Annotated in this window: 12 protein-coding genes; 8 read left to right on the top strand and 4 right to left on the bottom strand. The window is 59.1% G+C overall.

Annotated elements, in window-relative coordinates; all coding sequences use genetic code 11:
* Positions 1-68: 68 nt before the first annotated feature.
* From PQG80_RS09525 to PQG80_RS09510, 4 genes are all read left to right on the top strand, one after another.
* The gene (locus PQG80_RS09525; protein WP_271751060.1) at positions 69-1,781 is read left to right on the top strand and encodes an extracellular solute-binding protein; all 1,713 of its coding nucleotides are present in this window, start codon (positions 69-71) and stop codon (positions 1,779-1,781) included.
* A gap of 94 nt (positions 1,782-1,875) precedes the next feature.
* On the top strand, positions 1,876-2,766 hold the full coding sequence (locus PQG80_RS09520; protein ID WP_271751059.1) for an ABC transporter permease: 891 nt from the start codon (positions 1,876-1,878) through the stop codon (positions 2,764-2,766).
* A 15-nt stretch (positions 2,767-2,781) separates the two neighbouring features.
* A complete protein-coding gene (locus PQG80_RS09515; RefSeq protein ID WP_271751058.1) occupies positions 2,782-3,663 on the top strand; it encodes a carbohydrate ABC transporter permease in 882 nt (293 codons plus the stop codon).
* Between the two features lie 43 nt (positions 3,664-3,706).
* Entirely contained in the window at positions 3,707-5,431 is a 1,725-nt protein-coding gene (locus PQG80_RS09510) for a sensor histidine kinase (RefSeq protein ID WP_271751057.1), read from the top strand.
* Positions 5,432-5,467: 36 nt separating this feature from the next.
* On the opposite strand, the gene PQG80_RS09505 is transcribed toward PQG80_RS09510, so the two are convergent.
* Entirely contained in the window at positions 5,468-6,313 is an 846-nt protein-coding gene (locus PQG80_RS09505) for a helix-turn-helix transcriptional regulator (RefSeq protein WP_271751056.1), read from the bottom strand.
* Between the two features lie 73 nt (positions 6,314-6,386).
* On the bottom strand, positions 6,387-7,166 hold the full coding sequence (locus PQG80_RS09500) for an SDR family oxidoreductase (protein WP_271751055.1): 780 nt from the start codon (positions 7,164-7,166) through the stop codon (positions 6,387-6,389).
* Between the two features lie 203 nt (positions 7,167-7,369).
* On the opposite strand from PQG80_RS09500, the gene PQG80_RS09495 reads away from it, so the two are divergent.
* The 4 genes from PQG80_RS09495 (at position 7,370) to PQG80_RS09480 (ending at position 13,425) form a co-directional block, all read left to right on the top strand.
* Positions 7,370-8,155: a DeoR/GlpR family DNA-binding transcription regulator gene (locus PQG80_RS09495; RefSeq protein ID WP_271751054.1), complete on the top strand. Its 786-nt coding sequence runs from the start codon at positions 7,370-7,372 to the stop codon at positions 8,153-8,155.
* A 107-nt stretch (positions 8,156-8,262) separates the two neighbouring features.
* Positions 8,263-10,014, top strand: coding sequence for a class I mannose-6-phosphate isomerase (locus PQG80_RS09490; RefSeq protein WP_271751053.1), 1,752 nt, complete (start codon positions 8,263-8,265; stop codon positions 10,012-10,014).
* Positions 10,015-10,027: 13 nt separating this feature from the next.
* Positions 10,028-10,981 (top strand): ROK family protein, encoded by a 954-nt coding sequence (locus PQG80_RS09485; RefSeq protein ID WP_271751052.1) that lies wholly within the window; start codon positions 10,028-10,030, stop codon positions 10,979-10,981.
* Positions 10,981-13,425 (top strand): glycoside hydrolase family 38 N-terminal domain-containing protein, encoded by a 2,445-nt coding sequence (locus PQG80_RS09480; RefSeq protein ID WP_271751051.1) that lies wholly within the window; start codon positions 10,981-10,983, stop codon positions 13,423-13,425. The genes PQG80_RS09485 and PQG80_RS09480 overlap by 1 nt, the downstream gene beginning before the upstream one ends.
* Positions 13,426-13,554: 129 nt before the next feature.
* On the opposite strand, the gene PQG80_RS09475 is transcribed toward PQG80_RS09480, so the two are convergent.
* Complete coding sequence (locus tag PQG80_RS09475) at positions 13,555-15,621, bottom strand: helix-turn-helix transcriptional regulator (protein WP_271751050.1); 2,067 nt, start codon at positions 15,619-15,621, stop codon at positions 13,555-13,557.
* A 51-nt stretch (positions 15,622-15,672) separates the two neighbouring features.
* The gene (locus tag PQG80_RS09470; protein WP_271751049.1) at positions 15,673-16,422 is read right to left on the bottom strand and encodes an SDR family NAD(P)-dependent oxidoreductase; all 750 of its coding nucleotides are present in this window, start codon (positions 16,420-16,422) and stop codon (positions 15,673-15,675) included.
* Between the last annotated feature and the right edge of the window lie 80 nt (positions 16,423-16,502).

Raw genomic sequence — 16,502 nt, 5'->3', positions numbered from 1 at the left:
ATAGAAGGCGTTTTCACGATGCTGATATGATGAATAGGCAAACAAGTTCATTAGATGGAGGTTGGGGCATGAACACCAAAAAAGGAGCCATTCTGCTCTGCTCGGCGCTGCTCCTGGGCATGACGGCTTGCAGCAACGGCAGCAACGGCAGCAACGGCAGCAACGCAGGCAACGGCAGCAACGCAAGCAGCGACGCAAGCGCGTCGGCAAGCGCGTCGCAGCAGCCTGCCGGATCCGGCGCCGCCGCACTCGCAGACGATCCGTTCGGCAAATACGACGACACGGTAACGGTCTCGCTGGGGAGACAGGGCGTATCGGGCAATAACTTGCCCTCCGGAGATACGCTGGAGAGCAATCAATACTTGAAGTACGTAGAGGATCGCCTCAACGTCAAGATCAAATACGATTTTTCGGTCGAGGATCTGGAAGCCTACAATCAGAAGGTCACCCTGGCCATCGCGAGCAACAACATCCCGGACATCATGGTGGTCGACGAGCAGCAGTTCCAACGGATGGCCAAGGCGGGCATGCTGGCCGACCTGACCGACGTTTATGAAAAGTACGCGTCGCCTCTCATCAAGGAGTATTACAGCTCTTATACCGGCGATCGCGTGCTGAATACCGGCCGGATCGGCGACAAGCTCTATGCGCTGCCGAATACGAATATCGACGGCAACTTCCAGCTGCTCTGGATGCGCCAGGATTGGCTCCAGCATCTCAATCTCCAGCTGCCGAAGACGATGGACGATCTCAAGGCCATCATTAAGGCGTTCGTCGAGAAGGACCCGGACGGCAACGGCAAGCCGGATACCGTCGGTCTCCTGGGCGACACGACGATCGTGACGGATGGCGGCTTCTTCACCTTCGACCCGATCTTCAACGCCTACCATTCCTATCCGAAGAGCTGGTTCCAGGATGCCGAAGGCAATATCGTGTACGGCTCCACCACGCCGGAGACCAAGCAGGCGCTCGGCGTGCTGCGGGATATGTATGCCCAAGGCTTGATCGACAAGGAGTTCCTGACGCGCAAATGGGAAGATAACGCGGGTCTCGTATCCAGCGGGCGCGCAGGCATCCTGTTCGCGCCGTGGTTCGCCGGCTGGGCGATGTCGGATGCGGTCAAGGCCAATCCCAAGGCGGATTGGGTGCCGCTCGCGGTGCCGCTCGACGATGCGGGCAAGCGCAATATCGTGCCGTCCGTCCCTTCGGGCTCGTTCCTGGTCGTCAAGAAGCAGGCCAAGAACCCGGAAGCCGCGCTGAAAATTTTGAACGTAGAGTACGAAGGCATCCGCTTGATCGATCCTGCCTCCCAGGAGCTCTATAAAGGCTTGGGCGTAGGATGGCTGAACTACCCGCTGAACCTGCAGCTGGACTTCCAGGACTCGCTGGCGCGGGACGTGCCGATCTACGACAAAGTCGTACAGGATAAAGACAAGACCGGCTTGCCTGCGCGCATCCTGCCTCGCGTGGAGTCCGTGCTGAAGAACAAGGAAAATCCGAAGCAGGACATGGCGGCTTATGCCGACTCGCTGGCCTTCTACACGGCGGCCGCGGTCACTGGCGCCAAGGAGCTTAACAAGGTGGAGCCGGCCTACTACGGCAAGACCGAAACGATGCTGAAGCGGGGCGCCAACCTGGATAAGCTGGAGAACGAGACGTTCCTGAAAATCATTACCGGCACGTCGCCGCTGGACGAATTCGACAGCTTCGTGTCCACATGGAAGTCCATCGGCGGCAATGAAGTGGCCAAGGAGATCAAGGAGGCGCTTCAAGACAAGTAATCGGATTGAATGATTCTTAGTGGTCAGGGGCTGCCCGGCAAGCGAGGTCAGCCCCTTCTTTCATAAATCGAATCTTGCGCAAGGTGGAGATGCAATGAATAACCGATCGTTTATCCGTCACTACCATGCCATGCTGCTGCCCGGCATTGCATTTCTGCTCGTATTCAGCGTCATTCCCATGCTTGGCATCGTCATCGCTTTCCAGGATTATCAACCGACGCTCGGCATTTTCCGCTCGGATTGGGTCGGTTGGGAGAACTTCCAGTATATGTTCGACCTGCCGGACAGCCGTACGATTTTCATCAACACGCTGTCCATCGCATCCTTAAAGATCGTAGTCGGCATGGCGGTTCCGTTCGTATTTGCCTTGATGCTGCATGAAGTCATGAATATGAAATTCAAGCGATTCGTACAGACGATCGTTTATTTGCCTCACTTTATGTCATGGGTCATCCTGTCCGGCATTCTGATCAATCTGCTGAGCCTGGAAGGCATCGTCAATCAGTTCGTTCAGTGGTTCGGCGGCCATGAGATCATGTTCCTGCAGAGCAATTCCTGGTTTCGGGTTATTCTGGTGGCGAGCGACGTCTGGAAGGAATTCGGCTTCAACACCATTATCTATATAGCCGCGCTGACCTCGATCAACACGAACCTGTACGAGGCCGCCGCGATCGACGGCGCCAACCGCTTCCAGCGGCTGCTCCATATCACGATCCCCGGCCTGCTGCCTACGATCATCCTGCTTGCGACGCTCAGCCTGGGCAACGTGCTGAATGCCGGCTTCGAGCAGATTCTGAACCTGTACAATCCCGTCGTCTATCAGTCCGGGGACATCATCGACACCTACGTCTATCGCGCGGGACTGCTGGAGATTCAATACGGCTTGGCCACGGCTGTCGGCCTGCTGAAGTCCATCGTCAGCTTCCTCCTGATCGCCGTCTCTTATATGCTAGCCGCCCGTTTTGCCAACTACCGCATCTTCTGACAGGAGTGACGATACATGATACGCGGAAGCAGCCGTTCCGTCGACTGGACGATCTATCTGATATTAAGCCTGATCGCCTTCTTCTCCATGGCGCCGATCCTGAATACGCTGGCCATCTCGTTCAGCGGCAAGATCCCGGCCATGTCCGGCCAAGTCTACTTCTGGCCGGTAGAGTTTAACCTGAGCGCCTACGAGTCCATTATCCGGGACCGCAACTTTTTCATTTCCTTCGGCGTTTCGATTGAGCGGGTGCTGCTGGGAGGCGCCATTAACTTTGTGATCACCGTTCTGATGGCCTACCCGTTGTCCAAGTCCGCCAAGCTGTTTCCCGGCCGGAACGTCTACATGTGGTTCGTAATCTTCTGCATGCTGTTCAATGGCGGCCTGATCCCGTGGTACATGACGATCTATTCGCTCGGCCTGCTCGACTCGATCTGGGCGCTGGTATTGCCGACGGCGGTGCCCGTGTTCAACGTTATCCTGCTGATGAACTTCTTCAAGGGCATTCCGAAGGAGCTGGAGGAGGCGGCCAATATGGACGGCGCGGGGCCTTGGAGGACGCTTGCCGTAATCTTCGTCCCGATCTCGCTGCCGGCGCTCGCGACGGTCACCTTGTTCTCGATCGTCGGACACTGGAACGCCTTCTTCGACGGCATGATCCTGATGCAGCACAAGGAGAACTGGCCGCTGCAGACCTACATCCAGCAGCTGATCATCAGCGTGAACTCGATCATGAACACGACCGACCCCGAAGAGATCAAGCGGCTGACGAATATGTCCAGCCAATTGCTCAACTCGGCCAAGGTCATGGTGTCCATGGTGCCGATCCTGTTGATCTACCCCTTCCTCCAGAAATATTTCGTGAGCGGCATCGTGCTCGGCGCGGTTAAGGAGTAAGATGGAGAGATCATAGAGGAGCACAGGAAAGGCGGAGCGCCCGTTGCTTGCGAAGTGGGGAAAATCCATCAAACTGAGACATAAGCTGTTCATCTCCTATCTCGCCGTGACCTTGATCCCGCTCTCGATCCTTGGCGTCTATGCGTATCAGCAATCCCAGAAAGTGCAGCTGAAGCAGGCGAACATCGTGCTGCAGGACAATCTGAGCAAGATCGACGACAGCCTGAGCTACAAGCTGCAGCGATTCGACGCGGCGATCGAACTCATCAGCTACAATCCGAACTTCTCCCACATTTTTAACGAAGAATACAAGAGCTACTATACGATGTACCTCGATCTGAAGGAGATCGTAGATCCGCTTATCAATACGACGACCTCGCTCAACAGCGACATTCAACGGATCGTCATCTACACCGAGAATAACTTGACCGAACGCTTCAACTCGATCATGCCGATCTCCGCCGTGGAGCACGCGTACTGGTACAAGGAAGCCATGGAGACGATCGATACGCATTGGTATATCGAGAACGGGAAGGTCTTCGGCGTCAGGCGCATATTCGGCGATATTAATTACGAGAAAAAAAACCTCGTGTACGTCGAGCTTGTCCCCGACTTCCTGCCTAATACGCTGAATCTGCCGGATCTGCCGGAAGCCGCGGCGGTCATAGACGATCGGCATGGAGAGGTCGTATACGCGAGCGCGCCGAACGCGGGCAATATGGAGGATGCGGCCGCGCTCGTCGAGCGGCGGCTGCAAGGCGCGGCCGGCGATCATCCGGAATACCTGTGGCTGCATCGGGAGATGAGGGAATCGAACTGGTCGCTGTCCCTCATGGTGCCCGCCGATGCCTTGACGATCAGTCCATGGAAGATACTCCGGGCGACGCTAATCATCGAAGGGATCTGCATCGTCGTCCTGCTGCTCGTCGGCTGGATCTTTTCCCGCGTGTTCGTACGGAGGATCCAGCGTCTGAATCACAAGATGAAGCTGGTCGAGGAAGGGACGCTCACGACCAGCCTGAAGGTTCACGGGGGCGACGAGATCGGAGAGCTGGAGTCGCGGTTCGGCAAGATGCTGGCGAGCATCAACCAGTTGATCGAAGAGGGCTACAAGAGCAAGATCGTCCAGCGGGAAGCGGAGCTGAGAGCGCTCCAGGCCCAGATCAACCCTCATTTTCTCTACAACTCCCTATCGGTCATCAACTGGAAGGCCATCGATGCGGGCGCCGAGGACATCAGCCGGGTCGCCGGCATCTTGTCCGCCTTCTACCGGACGACGCTTAATCAGGGCAACGACGTGATCCTGATCAAGGACGAGCTGCTCAATACCAAGTCGTACCTCGAGATGCAGCTCATCATGCACGACGACGACTTCGACGTGGAATACGATGTCGACGACCGCCTGCTGGAGCAGCGGATGATCAAGCTCGTGCTTCAGCCGATCGTGGAGAACGCGATCGAGCATGGGATCGACCAGAAGCGCGAGGGGAGAGGCAGGCTGCGGATCCGCGGACATGTCGGGGAGAGCGGGGAGACGCTTGTGTTCACGGTGGAGGACAACGGTCCGGGGATCCCGGCCGACGTCGCCGAGGAGGTGCTCGTCAAGCAATCCCGAGGCTACGGCCTGCGCAATGTCCACCAGCGAATCCAGGTGCAGTACGGAAGCCGGTACGGGGTGGAGATCGCAAGCGAGTCCGGGCAATGGACGCGGGTCAGCGTGACGATACCCGTCAGTATAGTCGATTCGAATGCGCACCGCGAACCATAAAACGTGCGATATTTGCTCTAGTCACGATGACTACCGCTACAATGCCGCAAGCAGCTCTTTAATCTTCTCCTCCGTCACGCCGTCTCCCAGCGGCACATGAACCGCGATGAGCAGATCCGCCGTTGTCTCCTGGGGCTGGAAGGAGAGATAATCAAACGCCAGATCTCCGGCTGCGGGGTGATGAAGGATCTTGTGGGCCGTAGCGTCCTCCTCCACATCGTGAAGCGCCCAGAACTCCCGGAACTCGGAGCTGCATGCGAGCAGCCGCTCTGTCAGCTCGCTCCACCAGGGATCGTCCAGATAACGGGCGCACTTGGCGCGGAATTGAGCGGCCACACGCTTGGCATGGTCCCGCCATTGTTCTCCCTTTAACGCTCGGAATTCGGGGGCCATAAACGTTCCCCACACATAGTTGCGTTGCTCCGGAGAGAGCGAATCCGGATCGCCGAATACGACCTTGAACGAATCGTTCCATAGAACGATGTTCAGCCGCTCATCAAGCAGACAGGCCGGGGAAGTGCCGAGACCTTTTACAAAGCGCTTCAGCATCCCGCTGATAGCGGGAGGGTCGCATTGTATCTCCGGCGGGGGCTGTCGGTGCGCCAGCAAGAAGAGATGGCGGCGCTCGGCGGGACTCAGCTGAAGCGCGCGGGACAGGTTCTCCAGCAGTTCGATCGATACATGAATATGACGTCCCTGCTCGAGGAAGGTATACCATTCCAGACTGACGCCGGCCAGCGCGGCGACTTCGCCTCTCCGGAGGCCCGGCGTCCGGCGATGCCCTGTCGCGGGCAGCCCGGCTTGCGCAGGCGTCAGCCGCTCGCGGCGGCTGCGCAAGAAGTGGGACAGCTCCTGGTAGCGATTCAATGGAAGCTTGGACATGCGGTGCTTCTCCGATCTTTAAGCGTAGATGTTCTTAGTATAGAACACTCCGGCAGATATGGGGAGAGCACCGTTATTTTGCTTCCGTCAGCATATGCTTGAGCGATCCGCCCGTCAGCTTCAATCCGAGCGCGGGGGACAGCCGGCTGATGAGTTTCAGGAGATTGCTCGCTCCGGGCCGTATCTCGAAGCGGTCGCGGGCCAGGCCGCGAAGGGTAAGCTCGGCTAGCTTCCGGACGTCCATTACGGGCATCCCCTTCGTATCGGCTGCATCGAAGGCATGCTGCAGCGGCGTCTGTACCGAAGGCGGGGCCAGCTCGAATACCTTCACGGAGGTATGCTTTAATTGAGCGCGCAGCGATTGCGTATAAGAGTGAATGGCGGCTTTGGTTGCTCCGTAGATGGGAGAGATCGGGAAGGGAACGAAGGCCAGGCCCGAAGAGACATTGACGATGGCCGCCCGCTGCTGATTTTTGAGCAAGGGCAGGAAGCGATGCACCATATGAATGGTCCCCGTAAGGTTGGTATCGATCTCCAGGCTGAGGTCCCTCAGCCCCCTGCCGGCCTCGTGCAGATTGATCTTGCGCATGATCCCTGCGTTATTCACCAGCACATTCAGTTTGGGATATGCCGCCGCTACGCTGGCATACAAGCTCTCGACGGCCTCCGGATCGCGGATATCGCTCTGAATCGCGTGTACGCCCGGCAGCTTGGCCTTGGCCTCGTTCAATCGTGCCTGATCCCTCCCTGTGATGATGACCTGGTTCCCCATGCGCTGCAGCTGGCAGGCCAGCTCGTAACCGATCCCTGACGAGCCTCCGGTAATCAAAATCGTGTTGTTTTTAATCTCCATTGCGATTTCCTCCTGTCCCCTAGAGCTCCTGTGACGAGCAAGCTTCTGGTCTGAATTATAGCCGCCGTCCGCGCGTTCAAGAAGAGGGGCAGCGATACGGGTATAACCACTCCCCTGGATAAGCGCTTCCCGGAAGGACCTGTTGCTGCTGCCCCCTATTGTTCATTTGTGATAGAATGAGAAAAAAATGACGAGGTGCGGCGATGCTGCCATTGCAACGGAAGCAACTGTTGATCGACTATCTGGCCGACAAGGGCGTGGCCACCATGAGAGAGATGAGCGATCGCTTCGGCGTCTCCGAGATGACCATCCGCCGGGACCTGAACGCGCTGGAGCAAGAGAACGTGATCCGCCGCTCTCATGGCGGCGCGGTCTACCTGGGAACGAGGACGGAGTCGACCGGGCAGGACGAGCCGGAGCTCACGGACAAGCAGGCGCACAATCGGGACGTCAAGGAACGGTTGGCCGAATATGCCGCGCGGAAATTCGTGAACGACGGCGATATCGTGGCCCTGGAGAACGGCACGACGGTGTCCTTTATGGTCGATCGGCTTGGTCATTTCAATGAGCTGACGCTGCTCACCAACGGCCTGGATACGTTAACCCGGTTCCGCCCGTACGCCGGCGACCGGCGAAGCGCGATCAGCTGCGGCGGCATTCTCCGAGAAAAATCGGGGACGTTCGTCGGCCCCTTGGCCGAGGAGTTTTTCTCGCGGTATCACGCCGATACGTTGTTCCTGTCCGCTCTGGGCTTCACGCCGGAAGCGGGCTTTACCGATCCCAATCTGCTGGATACGCAGGTGAAAATTTCGATGATCCGCGCGTCGCGTCGCGTCGTGATGCTGCTGGATTCATCCAAGATCGGCAAGCGTTTTTTTGCGCCGGTCGCCGCATTGACGGATATAGACGTCTTCGTGACCGACGAGGGCATCTCCCGGGATGACCGGGAACTTATCGAGAGCGGCGGCGTGGAGCTTCATATCGTGTAGCGCGCTGCAAATGAACAGGTTCGAGCAAAAAATTGACGGATAGATATGTTCATTTGTGTTCGTATCTGATAATATATGATCAGATCACGCAAAGGAGCTGTGCGAGGATGCCACCACGCTACGACAAAGAACCCGTCATCGCGATTCGAGGACGGGAAGACGAGGTATGGGCCGGCTACGAAGCGATCGCGGCCGAGCTCGGCTCCGCCGTCGACCGTCTCGGACAACGCAGGGCCATTATCGTCTTGGAATGCTATCCCGGCGTCCGGCAGGAGGAGATCGTCGCCGGTTGCGAGCGGGCGTTCGGCTCGTTAACGGTCGTCCGCGCCGAAGAAGCCGCGCTGCCTCCCGCGGAGGTCGACCGCATCGTGGAGCGCTACATGACGGACGATCGCGTATTTGGCTACATGACGCCGTTCCAGGTGGAGGAGTTCTACGATCCGGCGCGGATCGGCGCGCTGCGCGAGCGGATCGACGCGGTCCGGGACGGCGTCGTACTGGTCATCGGCTTCGGCGCGTCGCTGATCGCCCGCGGAGACCTGCTGGTGTACGCGGATCTGGCGCGTTGGGAGATCCAGCAGCGCTATCGTTCCGGCGAGCTCGGCAACTGGCGGACGGAACGCATGGAGCGCGACATCCTGCGTCTGTACAAGCGGGGATTCTTCTTCGAATGGCGGATGGCCGACCGGCTGAAGAAGAGACGGCTCGGCTCCATCGATTATTATCTGGATACGAACGCCAAGGCGTCGCCCGTCATGGCGACCCGCGAGGCGCTGTTCGACGGCATGGCCCAAGCGGCCAAGCGGCCGTTCCGCCTGGTTCCCTACTTCGATCCCGGCGTGTGGGGGGGCGAATGGCTCGAGGCGCATATCGATCTCCCCAAGCGGGAGCACCCGTATGCCTGGGGCTTCGACGGCGTGCCGGAGGAGAACAGCGTGTACTTCCGCTACGGCTCGCACCGGCTCGAGATGCCGGCGATCAACCTGGTGTTTTTCCGCTCGATCGACCTGCTTGGCGAGAAGGTCTATGCGAGATTCGGCGCCGAGTTTCCGATTCGCTTCGACTTCCTGGACACGATCGGCGGCCAGAACCTGAGCCTGCAGGTTCACCCCACCACGGAATATATCCGCGAGCAGTTCGGCATGACGTATACGCAGGACGAGAGCTACTACATTCTGGAGGCCGCGCCCGGCGCGCAGGTCTATCTGGGGCTGCGCGACGGCATCGAGCCGGCCGGCATGATGTCGGATCTGCGCAAGGCGCAGGAGGGCGGCTTTTCGTTCCCGGCGGAGAAGTATACGAATACGTTCCCGGCCAAGAAGCATGACCACTATCTCATACCGGCAGGAACCGTGCATTGCTCGGCGGCGGGCTGCATGGTGCTGGAGATCAGCGCTACGCCGTACATCTTCACGTTCAAGCTGTGGGACTGGGACCGGCTGGGGCTGGACGGCAGGCCGCGCCCGGTGCATATCGATCACGGCGAGCAGGTCATCCGCTGGGACCGGACGACGAAGTGGACGGAGGCGCAGTGCGTCAACGTCATCGAGCCGGTCGCGGAGGGTACGGGCTGGCGGGAGGAGCGCACGGGACTGCATGAACTCGAATTCATCGAGACGCGGCGTCACTGGTTCTCGGAGCCGGTCCTGCACGAGCGCAACGGCAGCGTCCACATGATCAATCTGATCGAGGGGGAGGAAGCGACCGTCGAGAGTCCGGACGGCGCGTTCGAGCCATTCGTCGTTGGCTATGCCGAGACGTTTATCGTACCTGCGTCTGTCTCCTCCTACACCATTCGGCCGAGCGGTGCGAGCGAAGGCAAGACGGTAGGCACGATCAAGGCTTATGTCCGGGCGTAGGAGGAATGGCGGCATGTCAAAGTCCGTGGTGATCGCGCTGGATGTCGGAGGCACGCAGATCAAGGCGGGGGCCGTCGTGGACGGCAAAGTGGCAGAATCCAGCGTCGGACATTACGAGTCCCGGGCCGACCTGGCAGCCGGAGCGATGATCGGGCACTTCGCGGCGATCTTCGCGGATATCCTGTCCAAGTCGGGTGCGGATGCGGGCGTGGACGGGCTCGGCATCGCGTTTCCCGGGCCGTTCGACTACGAAGCGGGCGTCAGCCGCATCCGCGGACTCGGCAAGTTCGACGCCCTCTACGGCCTGCCCATAGGCAGCATGCTCGCGGAGGCGCTGCGGTCCGACGAGCGGACGAGCAGCCGGCTGGCGCCGCACTTCCGCATCGCGTTCGAGAACGATGCCGCGCTCTTCGGTCTAGGCGAGGCGGGCCCCGGCGGCGCGGCGGAGGGCGCGGAGCGCGTCGTCTGCCTGACGATCGGTACGGGGCTCGGCTCGTGCTTCTTGGATTCGGGGCGTCTCGTGAAGACGCGCGCGGACGTGCCGAGCGAAGGCTGGCTGTACGCCACGCCGTACCAGGACGGGATGGCCGACGACTACGTCTCGCGGAGAGGCGTGCTGCAGCTCGCCCCGCAGTTTGGCTACGAGGCCGCAAAGTGGGACGTGCGGGAGCTGGCGTCGCTGGCGGACGGCGGGGACGATGCGGCGCAGCGCCTGTTCCATCGCTTCGGCGAGCGGATGGCGGAGATTCTGACGCCGCCCCTCCTTCGATTCCGGCCCGACGCGATCGTGCTTGGCGGCCAGATCTCCAAGAGCGCGCATCTGTTCGCGCCCGCGTTCCGGCATGCGCTCGCGGATGCCGGAACGCGCGCCGAGGTTCGGGTCAGCCGCGACACGCTGACGGGCACGCTGCTTGGCATATACAGGTTTATGACAGGAACGACTTTCTTAAATGGGGGAGAACGTTGATGCCAAGCGCGACGAGAAAGTGGAAAATATACGTCATTCACCATTCGCATACGGATATCGGCTATACGGAGAGACAGGAAAAAATCGAGCAATATCAGGTCGACTTTATCCGCCAAGCGCTGGAGATCAGCGAAGCCTCCCATACGGCCGCGCATCCCGAGTGGAAGGGCTTCAAGTGGACCTGCGAGACGTTCTGGGCGGTCGAGAAGTTCCTCGAGGAAGCCACGGACGCCGAAAAAGAACGCTTCGTGCAGGCGCTGCGCAGAGGCGACATCGATCTGTCGGGCACGTACCTGAATATGACAGAGCTGATCGGCTACGAGCTCCTCGCCGAGATGGTCGCCAGAGCCGGGAAGTTCGCCGAGCCCCATGGCCTGCGCGTCCGGTCGGCGATGACGGCGGATATCAACGGCTATAGCTGGGGCTACGCGCAAGCGATGGCGGACGCCGGCATCGAGCATCTGCTGAGCTGCATTCACACCCATCACGGCATGTTCGCGATCGGGCGCAAGCAGTTCCCGTTCTACTGGGAGACCCCCAAGGGCAACCGACTGCTCGTCTGGAACGGCGAGCACTATATGATCGGCAACGATCTCGGCATCAATCCCGACGGCACGTTCTCTTATTCCATCCGCGACGAGACGCCGATCCGGGGGATCGCCGAGGATCACTGGCGGATCGCCGAGACGAGGATCGGCCGGTACCTGGCGCAGCTGGAGAAGGAGGACTACCCGTACGACTTCACCCTGGTGAACGTCTCGGGCCTCCTGCGCGACAACGCCGCTCCGAACGGCCGCATCATGAGCTTCATCCAGGAGTGGAATGCCAAGCACGGCGATAAGATCGAGCTGGAGATGACCACGCTGGATCGCTACTTCGACCTGGTGAAGGAGCAGGATGTACCGATTCCGGTCTACAGCGGGGATTGGCCGGATTGGTGGTCGGACGGCGTCGCCTCCACGGCCATGCACACGCAGATCTTCCGCAATGCCCAGCGCGCGTTGTCCGTCGTGGGGCGGCTCGATCCCGACGGCCGTAGCGTCAAGACGGCGGACATCGAGGAAGCGAAGCTGCAGCTGATCATGTACGCCGAGCATACGTGGGGCTACCACTCCTCGATCTCAGAGCCCTGGCATCCGATGGTGCAGGAGCTGGGCGTCCGAAAAGAGGCGTACGCCGCCCATGCGAGCCGCCTGGTTCAGCGTTCGCTCGACCGCGTGCTGCGGGCGCGCGGGGACGTGCTGCTGCGGGCGAGCCGTGCGTTCACGTTTACCGTCGTCAATTCCTTCGATTACCCGGTAACGGATGCGGCTTACTTCTACCTCGAAGAGAACTGGGAGGCCGACTACTTCAGGAACGGCCTGGAAGTGGTAGACGAACGCACGGGCGAGATCGTGCCGCATCAGCAGGAGACGGTGAGCAGAGGCTACCAGATCGCGATCCTGGCCCAACTGGGCGCGCGGGAGGAGAAGCGCTACCTCATCCGCGACGCCTCGGCTCGGCTTGAAGCGCGTACGACGAGCAGCACCCGGCTTGTCGGCGCCGACCGGATCCACGACATCCGGGATCTCGTACCGCTGGCGCAAGGAGAGGATCTCGTCCAGGTCACCGAGAACGGGATCGAGTCGCCTTATGTGAAGATCGCCTGGCAGAGCGGAGCCGGGATCGTCTCCTGGGTGGACAAGCAGACGGGCAAGGAGCTCCTCGATCCGAGGCAGGCGCACGCCGCGTTTACGCCGGTGTACGAAGTGACCGCAGGCGAGCACGGCGACCAGATGACCGTCAGGAGGATCATGGGCCGGAATCGGAAGGGCATGAACGTCCAGCGCTCCGCGGGCACGCTGTCCGGCGTCAAATCGATCGCGAACGGCCCGTTGTACGCGGTCGTGGAGCTGCTCTACCAGGTCGAGGGGATGAGCCATTACTCCCTGTTCCTGAAGGTGTACAAGGACCAGCCGCGAGCCGACGTCTCCGTTCGCATGCACAAGACCAGCGTATGGGAGCCGGAGAACGTCTACGTGTCCTTGCCCTTCGTGCGGGAGGATAGCGGCGAGCTGTGGCTCGACAAGTCTGGAGCGGCCGTCCGTCCGGGTATCGACCAGATCCCGGGCACATTGACCGACTTCTACTGCATTCAGGATGGCATGGCTCTGGTCGCGCCGACCGGGGGACTGGCGATCGCCACGCCGGATACGCCGCTCATGCAGACCGGGCCGCTCGCGTTCGGCGAACGGAAGGTTCAGGGTCAAGCGCAGGACGCGGCGTCTACCTTGTACGCCTGGGTGCTGACGAACTACTGGGAGACGAACTTCAAGGCGACGCTGGGCGGATTCTACGAGTTCCGCTACACGCTGCAGTGGGGTGCGCGGCTGAATTCGCCGGATAACGCCTTGCGCGTCAATCGCAGCGTGAATGCCGGTACGGTCGCGTTTAGAAGCGTATAAACCATTATATTACTGCTCTATTTGGTTGTCTTTAAGGCCTATCCGGCCTTCGGGACAACCTTTTTTTGCGCTTGAGAAGGGGAGGACGAGTCGATGGATAAATAGGAGATTCTTATTCGCTGCGTAACCTTAGATCTCGGTATCTAAATGGCGCTTTCCCATCAGAAATGCAAGCTGGCTCCTATTTTTCATGTCCAGCTTCCTGAAAATATTCGTCAAGTGCTTCTTCACGGTTACCTGGCTGAGATAAAGCTTATCCGCGATTTCCGTATTGCTATACCCTTTAATGATTAGCTCCACGACTTCCTTCTCGCGCGATGTCAGCGTGGCGAGCTTTTCTTGCGAATCTCTGCGATCGTCCAGCATGCCGAAGCTCGCAAGAATTTTGTTCATATAGCTGTGCAGCTTATTCCCTCTCGTATCAATAACATAATAAGGCGTCGGCGTGATGCCGTCATAGTCGCAATGCACCGCATGCTTGGCGACCTGGCAGCCGAGACCTTGGTGGATCTCCGCGAAGAATGGATTGGCCGGAGGTGCGGCCACGAGGTATCCGGCCGAAATGATATGCGCGATGAAGGTCAAACCAGCCGCCGCGCGCATGGAAAAATCGGCGAAGTCGGGAATATCGATCGTCTTCACAAAGTACCCGGCCTTCGACTCCTTGGGCACCTTCAATTCTTTGAGCTTCTGCTCCGGCAATCCGGTAAAATAAGCCGAGGATAGCGGCTGCGTCCGCAGATAGTCCAACGTATGGGCATTGATCGGCACGATGGCCGAGAGCCCCGACAGGTTTCCTTGCCCGTCCCGGATCAGCTTGACGATGCTCGCGTCCAGCTCGTGAAGCTCGTGAAGATCGATATGCTTCAAGGTATAAAGATTTTCCTCGGCAGAAATCACGTAATCGTATCGGTCCGAAGTATCCGGGTGAGTATACGTAATCTTCGCTTCCTTGGCCGACAAGCGTCTATTCTCGATATACCGCTCCGCCTCGGACCAGTTGGCATCGTTGAGCGGCTCCCACTGGTGCGTCCCCGAATTCTGATAAAAGAAGGCGAGAATCGCCGGGTCGCCTATATAATAGAACCACTCGGCAGTCTCCCAGGCGACCGACTTCTTATGTGCCGACGCTTTGATCAGATCATAATAGTAGAGGATACAGCGCTTGCGAATGGCTCTATGGTACTCCGGCACTCGCGCTTGCAGCTCGTGGTTGATCGCATCCCGCATCAGATCGTGGAGAAGCCAGCCGCGATCGACCCGGCGGACAAAGGAAAGTCCGACCAGCTTCAGGAATTGTTCCGTCAGGACCGGTCTTCCGATTGCGCAGGAGAGGAGCTCCTGATTGAAATGCCGCATGACCGCAGCAGCTTCAACCAGCTCCCGAAGCTGCGGATCGGGAAGCTCCTTCAACCAAGCTTGCACGACCTGCGCGAACACGCCGTTATCTTCATCAAGCGCCATTGGCCGCACCGCATGGGACATTGTCGTGGACACGAGCAGGGACAATGTCAACGGATGTCCCTTGGTCTTGCGCCAGATCTCGTGAATATCGTCTTCCGCCTTGAAGCCGGACCGGCTCAAATACTCCTTGACCGAGAAATAGTCCAGATCTCCGATCGGCATATGACTGATCAACTGGCGCCACGCGGGGGAGGACAGCCATGCGCCTTGAACCGGATAACGTCCGGATATAATAACGAAAACCTTGGAGTGAAGCTGTGCCAGGAATACCTCGCGGAACCAGTATTCCAGCTCTCCCAGCTCCTCGAACGTATCCAAAGCGAGGATGACTCCGCCTGGCTCGGATTCTTGCTGAATCGCCTCCTGACATAGCTCCAGCAGCCATTGAAGATTGTACATCTGATCTTCCATGGTCGGGTTGCGGCGAAGCAGCCGCAGCAGATGGAGACAAAAGTCTTGCGGCGTATGCGGGAAATCTCTGCTGTCGAGCAGCAGGAACCTCGCCCCGGCTTGATGGACAATCCGGCGGAATTCGTCCAGAAGGTAGCTTTTTCCCACGCCGCCCGTGCCGTAGATGTTGAGGATACGTCCCCGGTGCCTCTTCTCTGCCAGCTGTTCGCAAAAGAAATGGGTCTCCTTCTGTCTGCCGACCAGATAGTGCCGTTCAATCTGGTCGATCTCGTTAACGAACCGTTCACCGCCGTCTTGCTCACCTCCCGTACCCTTCAGCATGCCTCCGAATCGCACCCTTCCTCTTCTGAATACCGTCGCCGCGACGCCCGTCTACGCCATCATCAACCCGCCGTTCACATTCGTGCAAGTCCCCGTGATGAACCGGCTCTCCTCGCTGGCCAGAAATGCGATCGCTCCGGAGATGTCATCCGGCTGCGCCACCCGCTGCAGCGGCGTCATGGCCGCAATCTGCTGCTTGATCGTGTCGGGCGTATAACGCGAGGCATCCGTCTCGACAAGCCCCGGGGCTACGACATTCGCCGTAATGCCATAAGGTGCATGCTCAAGCGCAACATACTTGGCAAAGGCGTTAAGCGCTGCTTTTGCCGAGCCGTGAGCAGTGAAGTAAGGCGTCGCGACCTCTGCCGCACTGCTGGAAATATAGATAATTCTTCCACTTTTTCGGGAAATCATAGCAGGCAGAACCGCTTGTGTCAACGTAAACGTTGCTTTCATCTCATCATTCAGCTTTTGGGCGAGTTCCTCCCATTGCATCTCGATCAACGGCTTGATCACGAAAGACATATTCGCATTGCTTACCAATATATCAATGTCGCCAAGCGTTGCCCGGACCCGCGCGATGGCGTCGCTCACCTGGCCGGGATCGCGCACATCCGCTCTTGCCAGCTCCGCTTTTCCCCCGGCATTGCGTATACGGTCCACGATCGCCTGGGCGGAATCCTCCTGCTGAATATAATTAACGGCTACGCTGGCTCCCTGCTTGGCCAGCGCAAGTGCCGCTGCCGCTCCGATCCCCCGGGCGCCTCCCGAGATAAAAGCCACTTTTCCATGTAAGCTCATCTTCTTTTCCTCCCTATTGTCGCCTGTTCCCCATCATTCGTTCTGCAGACGCATCATCCTGAACTTCTTCAATCTATCAT

Source organism: Cohnella rhizoplanae, from assembly GCF_948329515.1.
Classification (GTDB): Bacteria; Bacillota; Bacilli; order Paenibacillales; family Paenibacillaceae; genus Cohnella; species Cohnella rhizoplanae.
The sequence above is the reverse complement of the archived record's forward strand: the minus strand, read 5'-3'. Positions and strand labels throughout refer to the sequence as shown.

Bases quoted from the DNA above. Each gene is read 5' to 3' on its own strand.
- PQG80_RS09525 (WP_271751060.1), top strand. From the start codon at position 69: ATGAACACCAAAAAAGGAGCCATTCTGCTCTGCTCGGCGCTGCTCCTG.
- PQG80_RS09520 (WP_271751059.1), top strand. From the start codon at position 1,876: ATGAATAACCGATCGTTTATCCGTCACTACCATGCCATGCTGCTGCCC.
- PQG80_RS09515 (WP_271751058.1), top strand. From the start codon at position 2,782: ATGATACGCGGAAGCAGCCGTTCCGTCGACTGGACGATCTATCTGATA.
- PQG80_RS09505 (WP_271751056.1), bottom strand. From the start codon at position 6,313: ATGTCCAAGCTTCCATTGAATCGCTACCAGGAGCTGTCCCACTTCTTG.
- PQG80_RS09500 (WP_271751055.1), bottom strand. From the start codon at position 7,166: ATGGAGATTAAAAACAACACGATTTTGATTACCGGAGGCTCGTCAGGG.
- PQG80_RS09495 (WP_271751054.1), top strand. From the start codon at position 7,370: ATGCTGCCATTGCAACGGAAGCAACTGTTGATCGACTATCTGGCCGAC.
- PQG80_RS09490 (WP_271751053.1), top strand. From the start codon at position 8,263: ATGCCACCACGCTACGACAAAGAACCCGTCATCGCGATTCGAGGACGG.
- PQG80_RS09485 (WP_271751052.1), top strand. From the start codon at position 10,028: ATGTCAAAGTCCGTGGTGATCGCGCTGGATGTCGGAGGCACGCAGATC.
- PQG80_RS09480 (WP_271751051.1), top strand. From the start codon at position 10,981: ATGCCAAGCGCGACGAGAAAGTGGAAAATATACGTCATTCACCATTCG.
- PQG80_RS09475 (WP_271751050.1), bottom strand. From the start codon at position 15,621: ATGCTGAAGGGTACGGGAGGTGAGCAAGACGGCGGTGAACGGTTCGTT.
- PQG80_RS09470 (WP_271751049.1), bottom strand. From the start codon at position 16,422: ATGAGCTTACATGGAAAAGTGGCTTTTATCTCGGGAGGCGCCCGGGGG.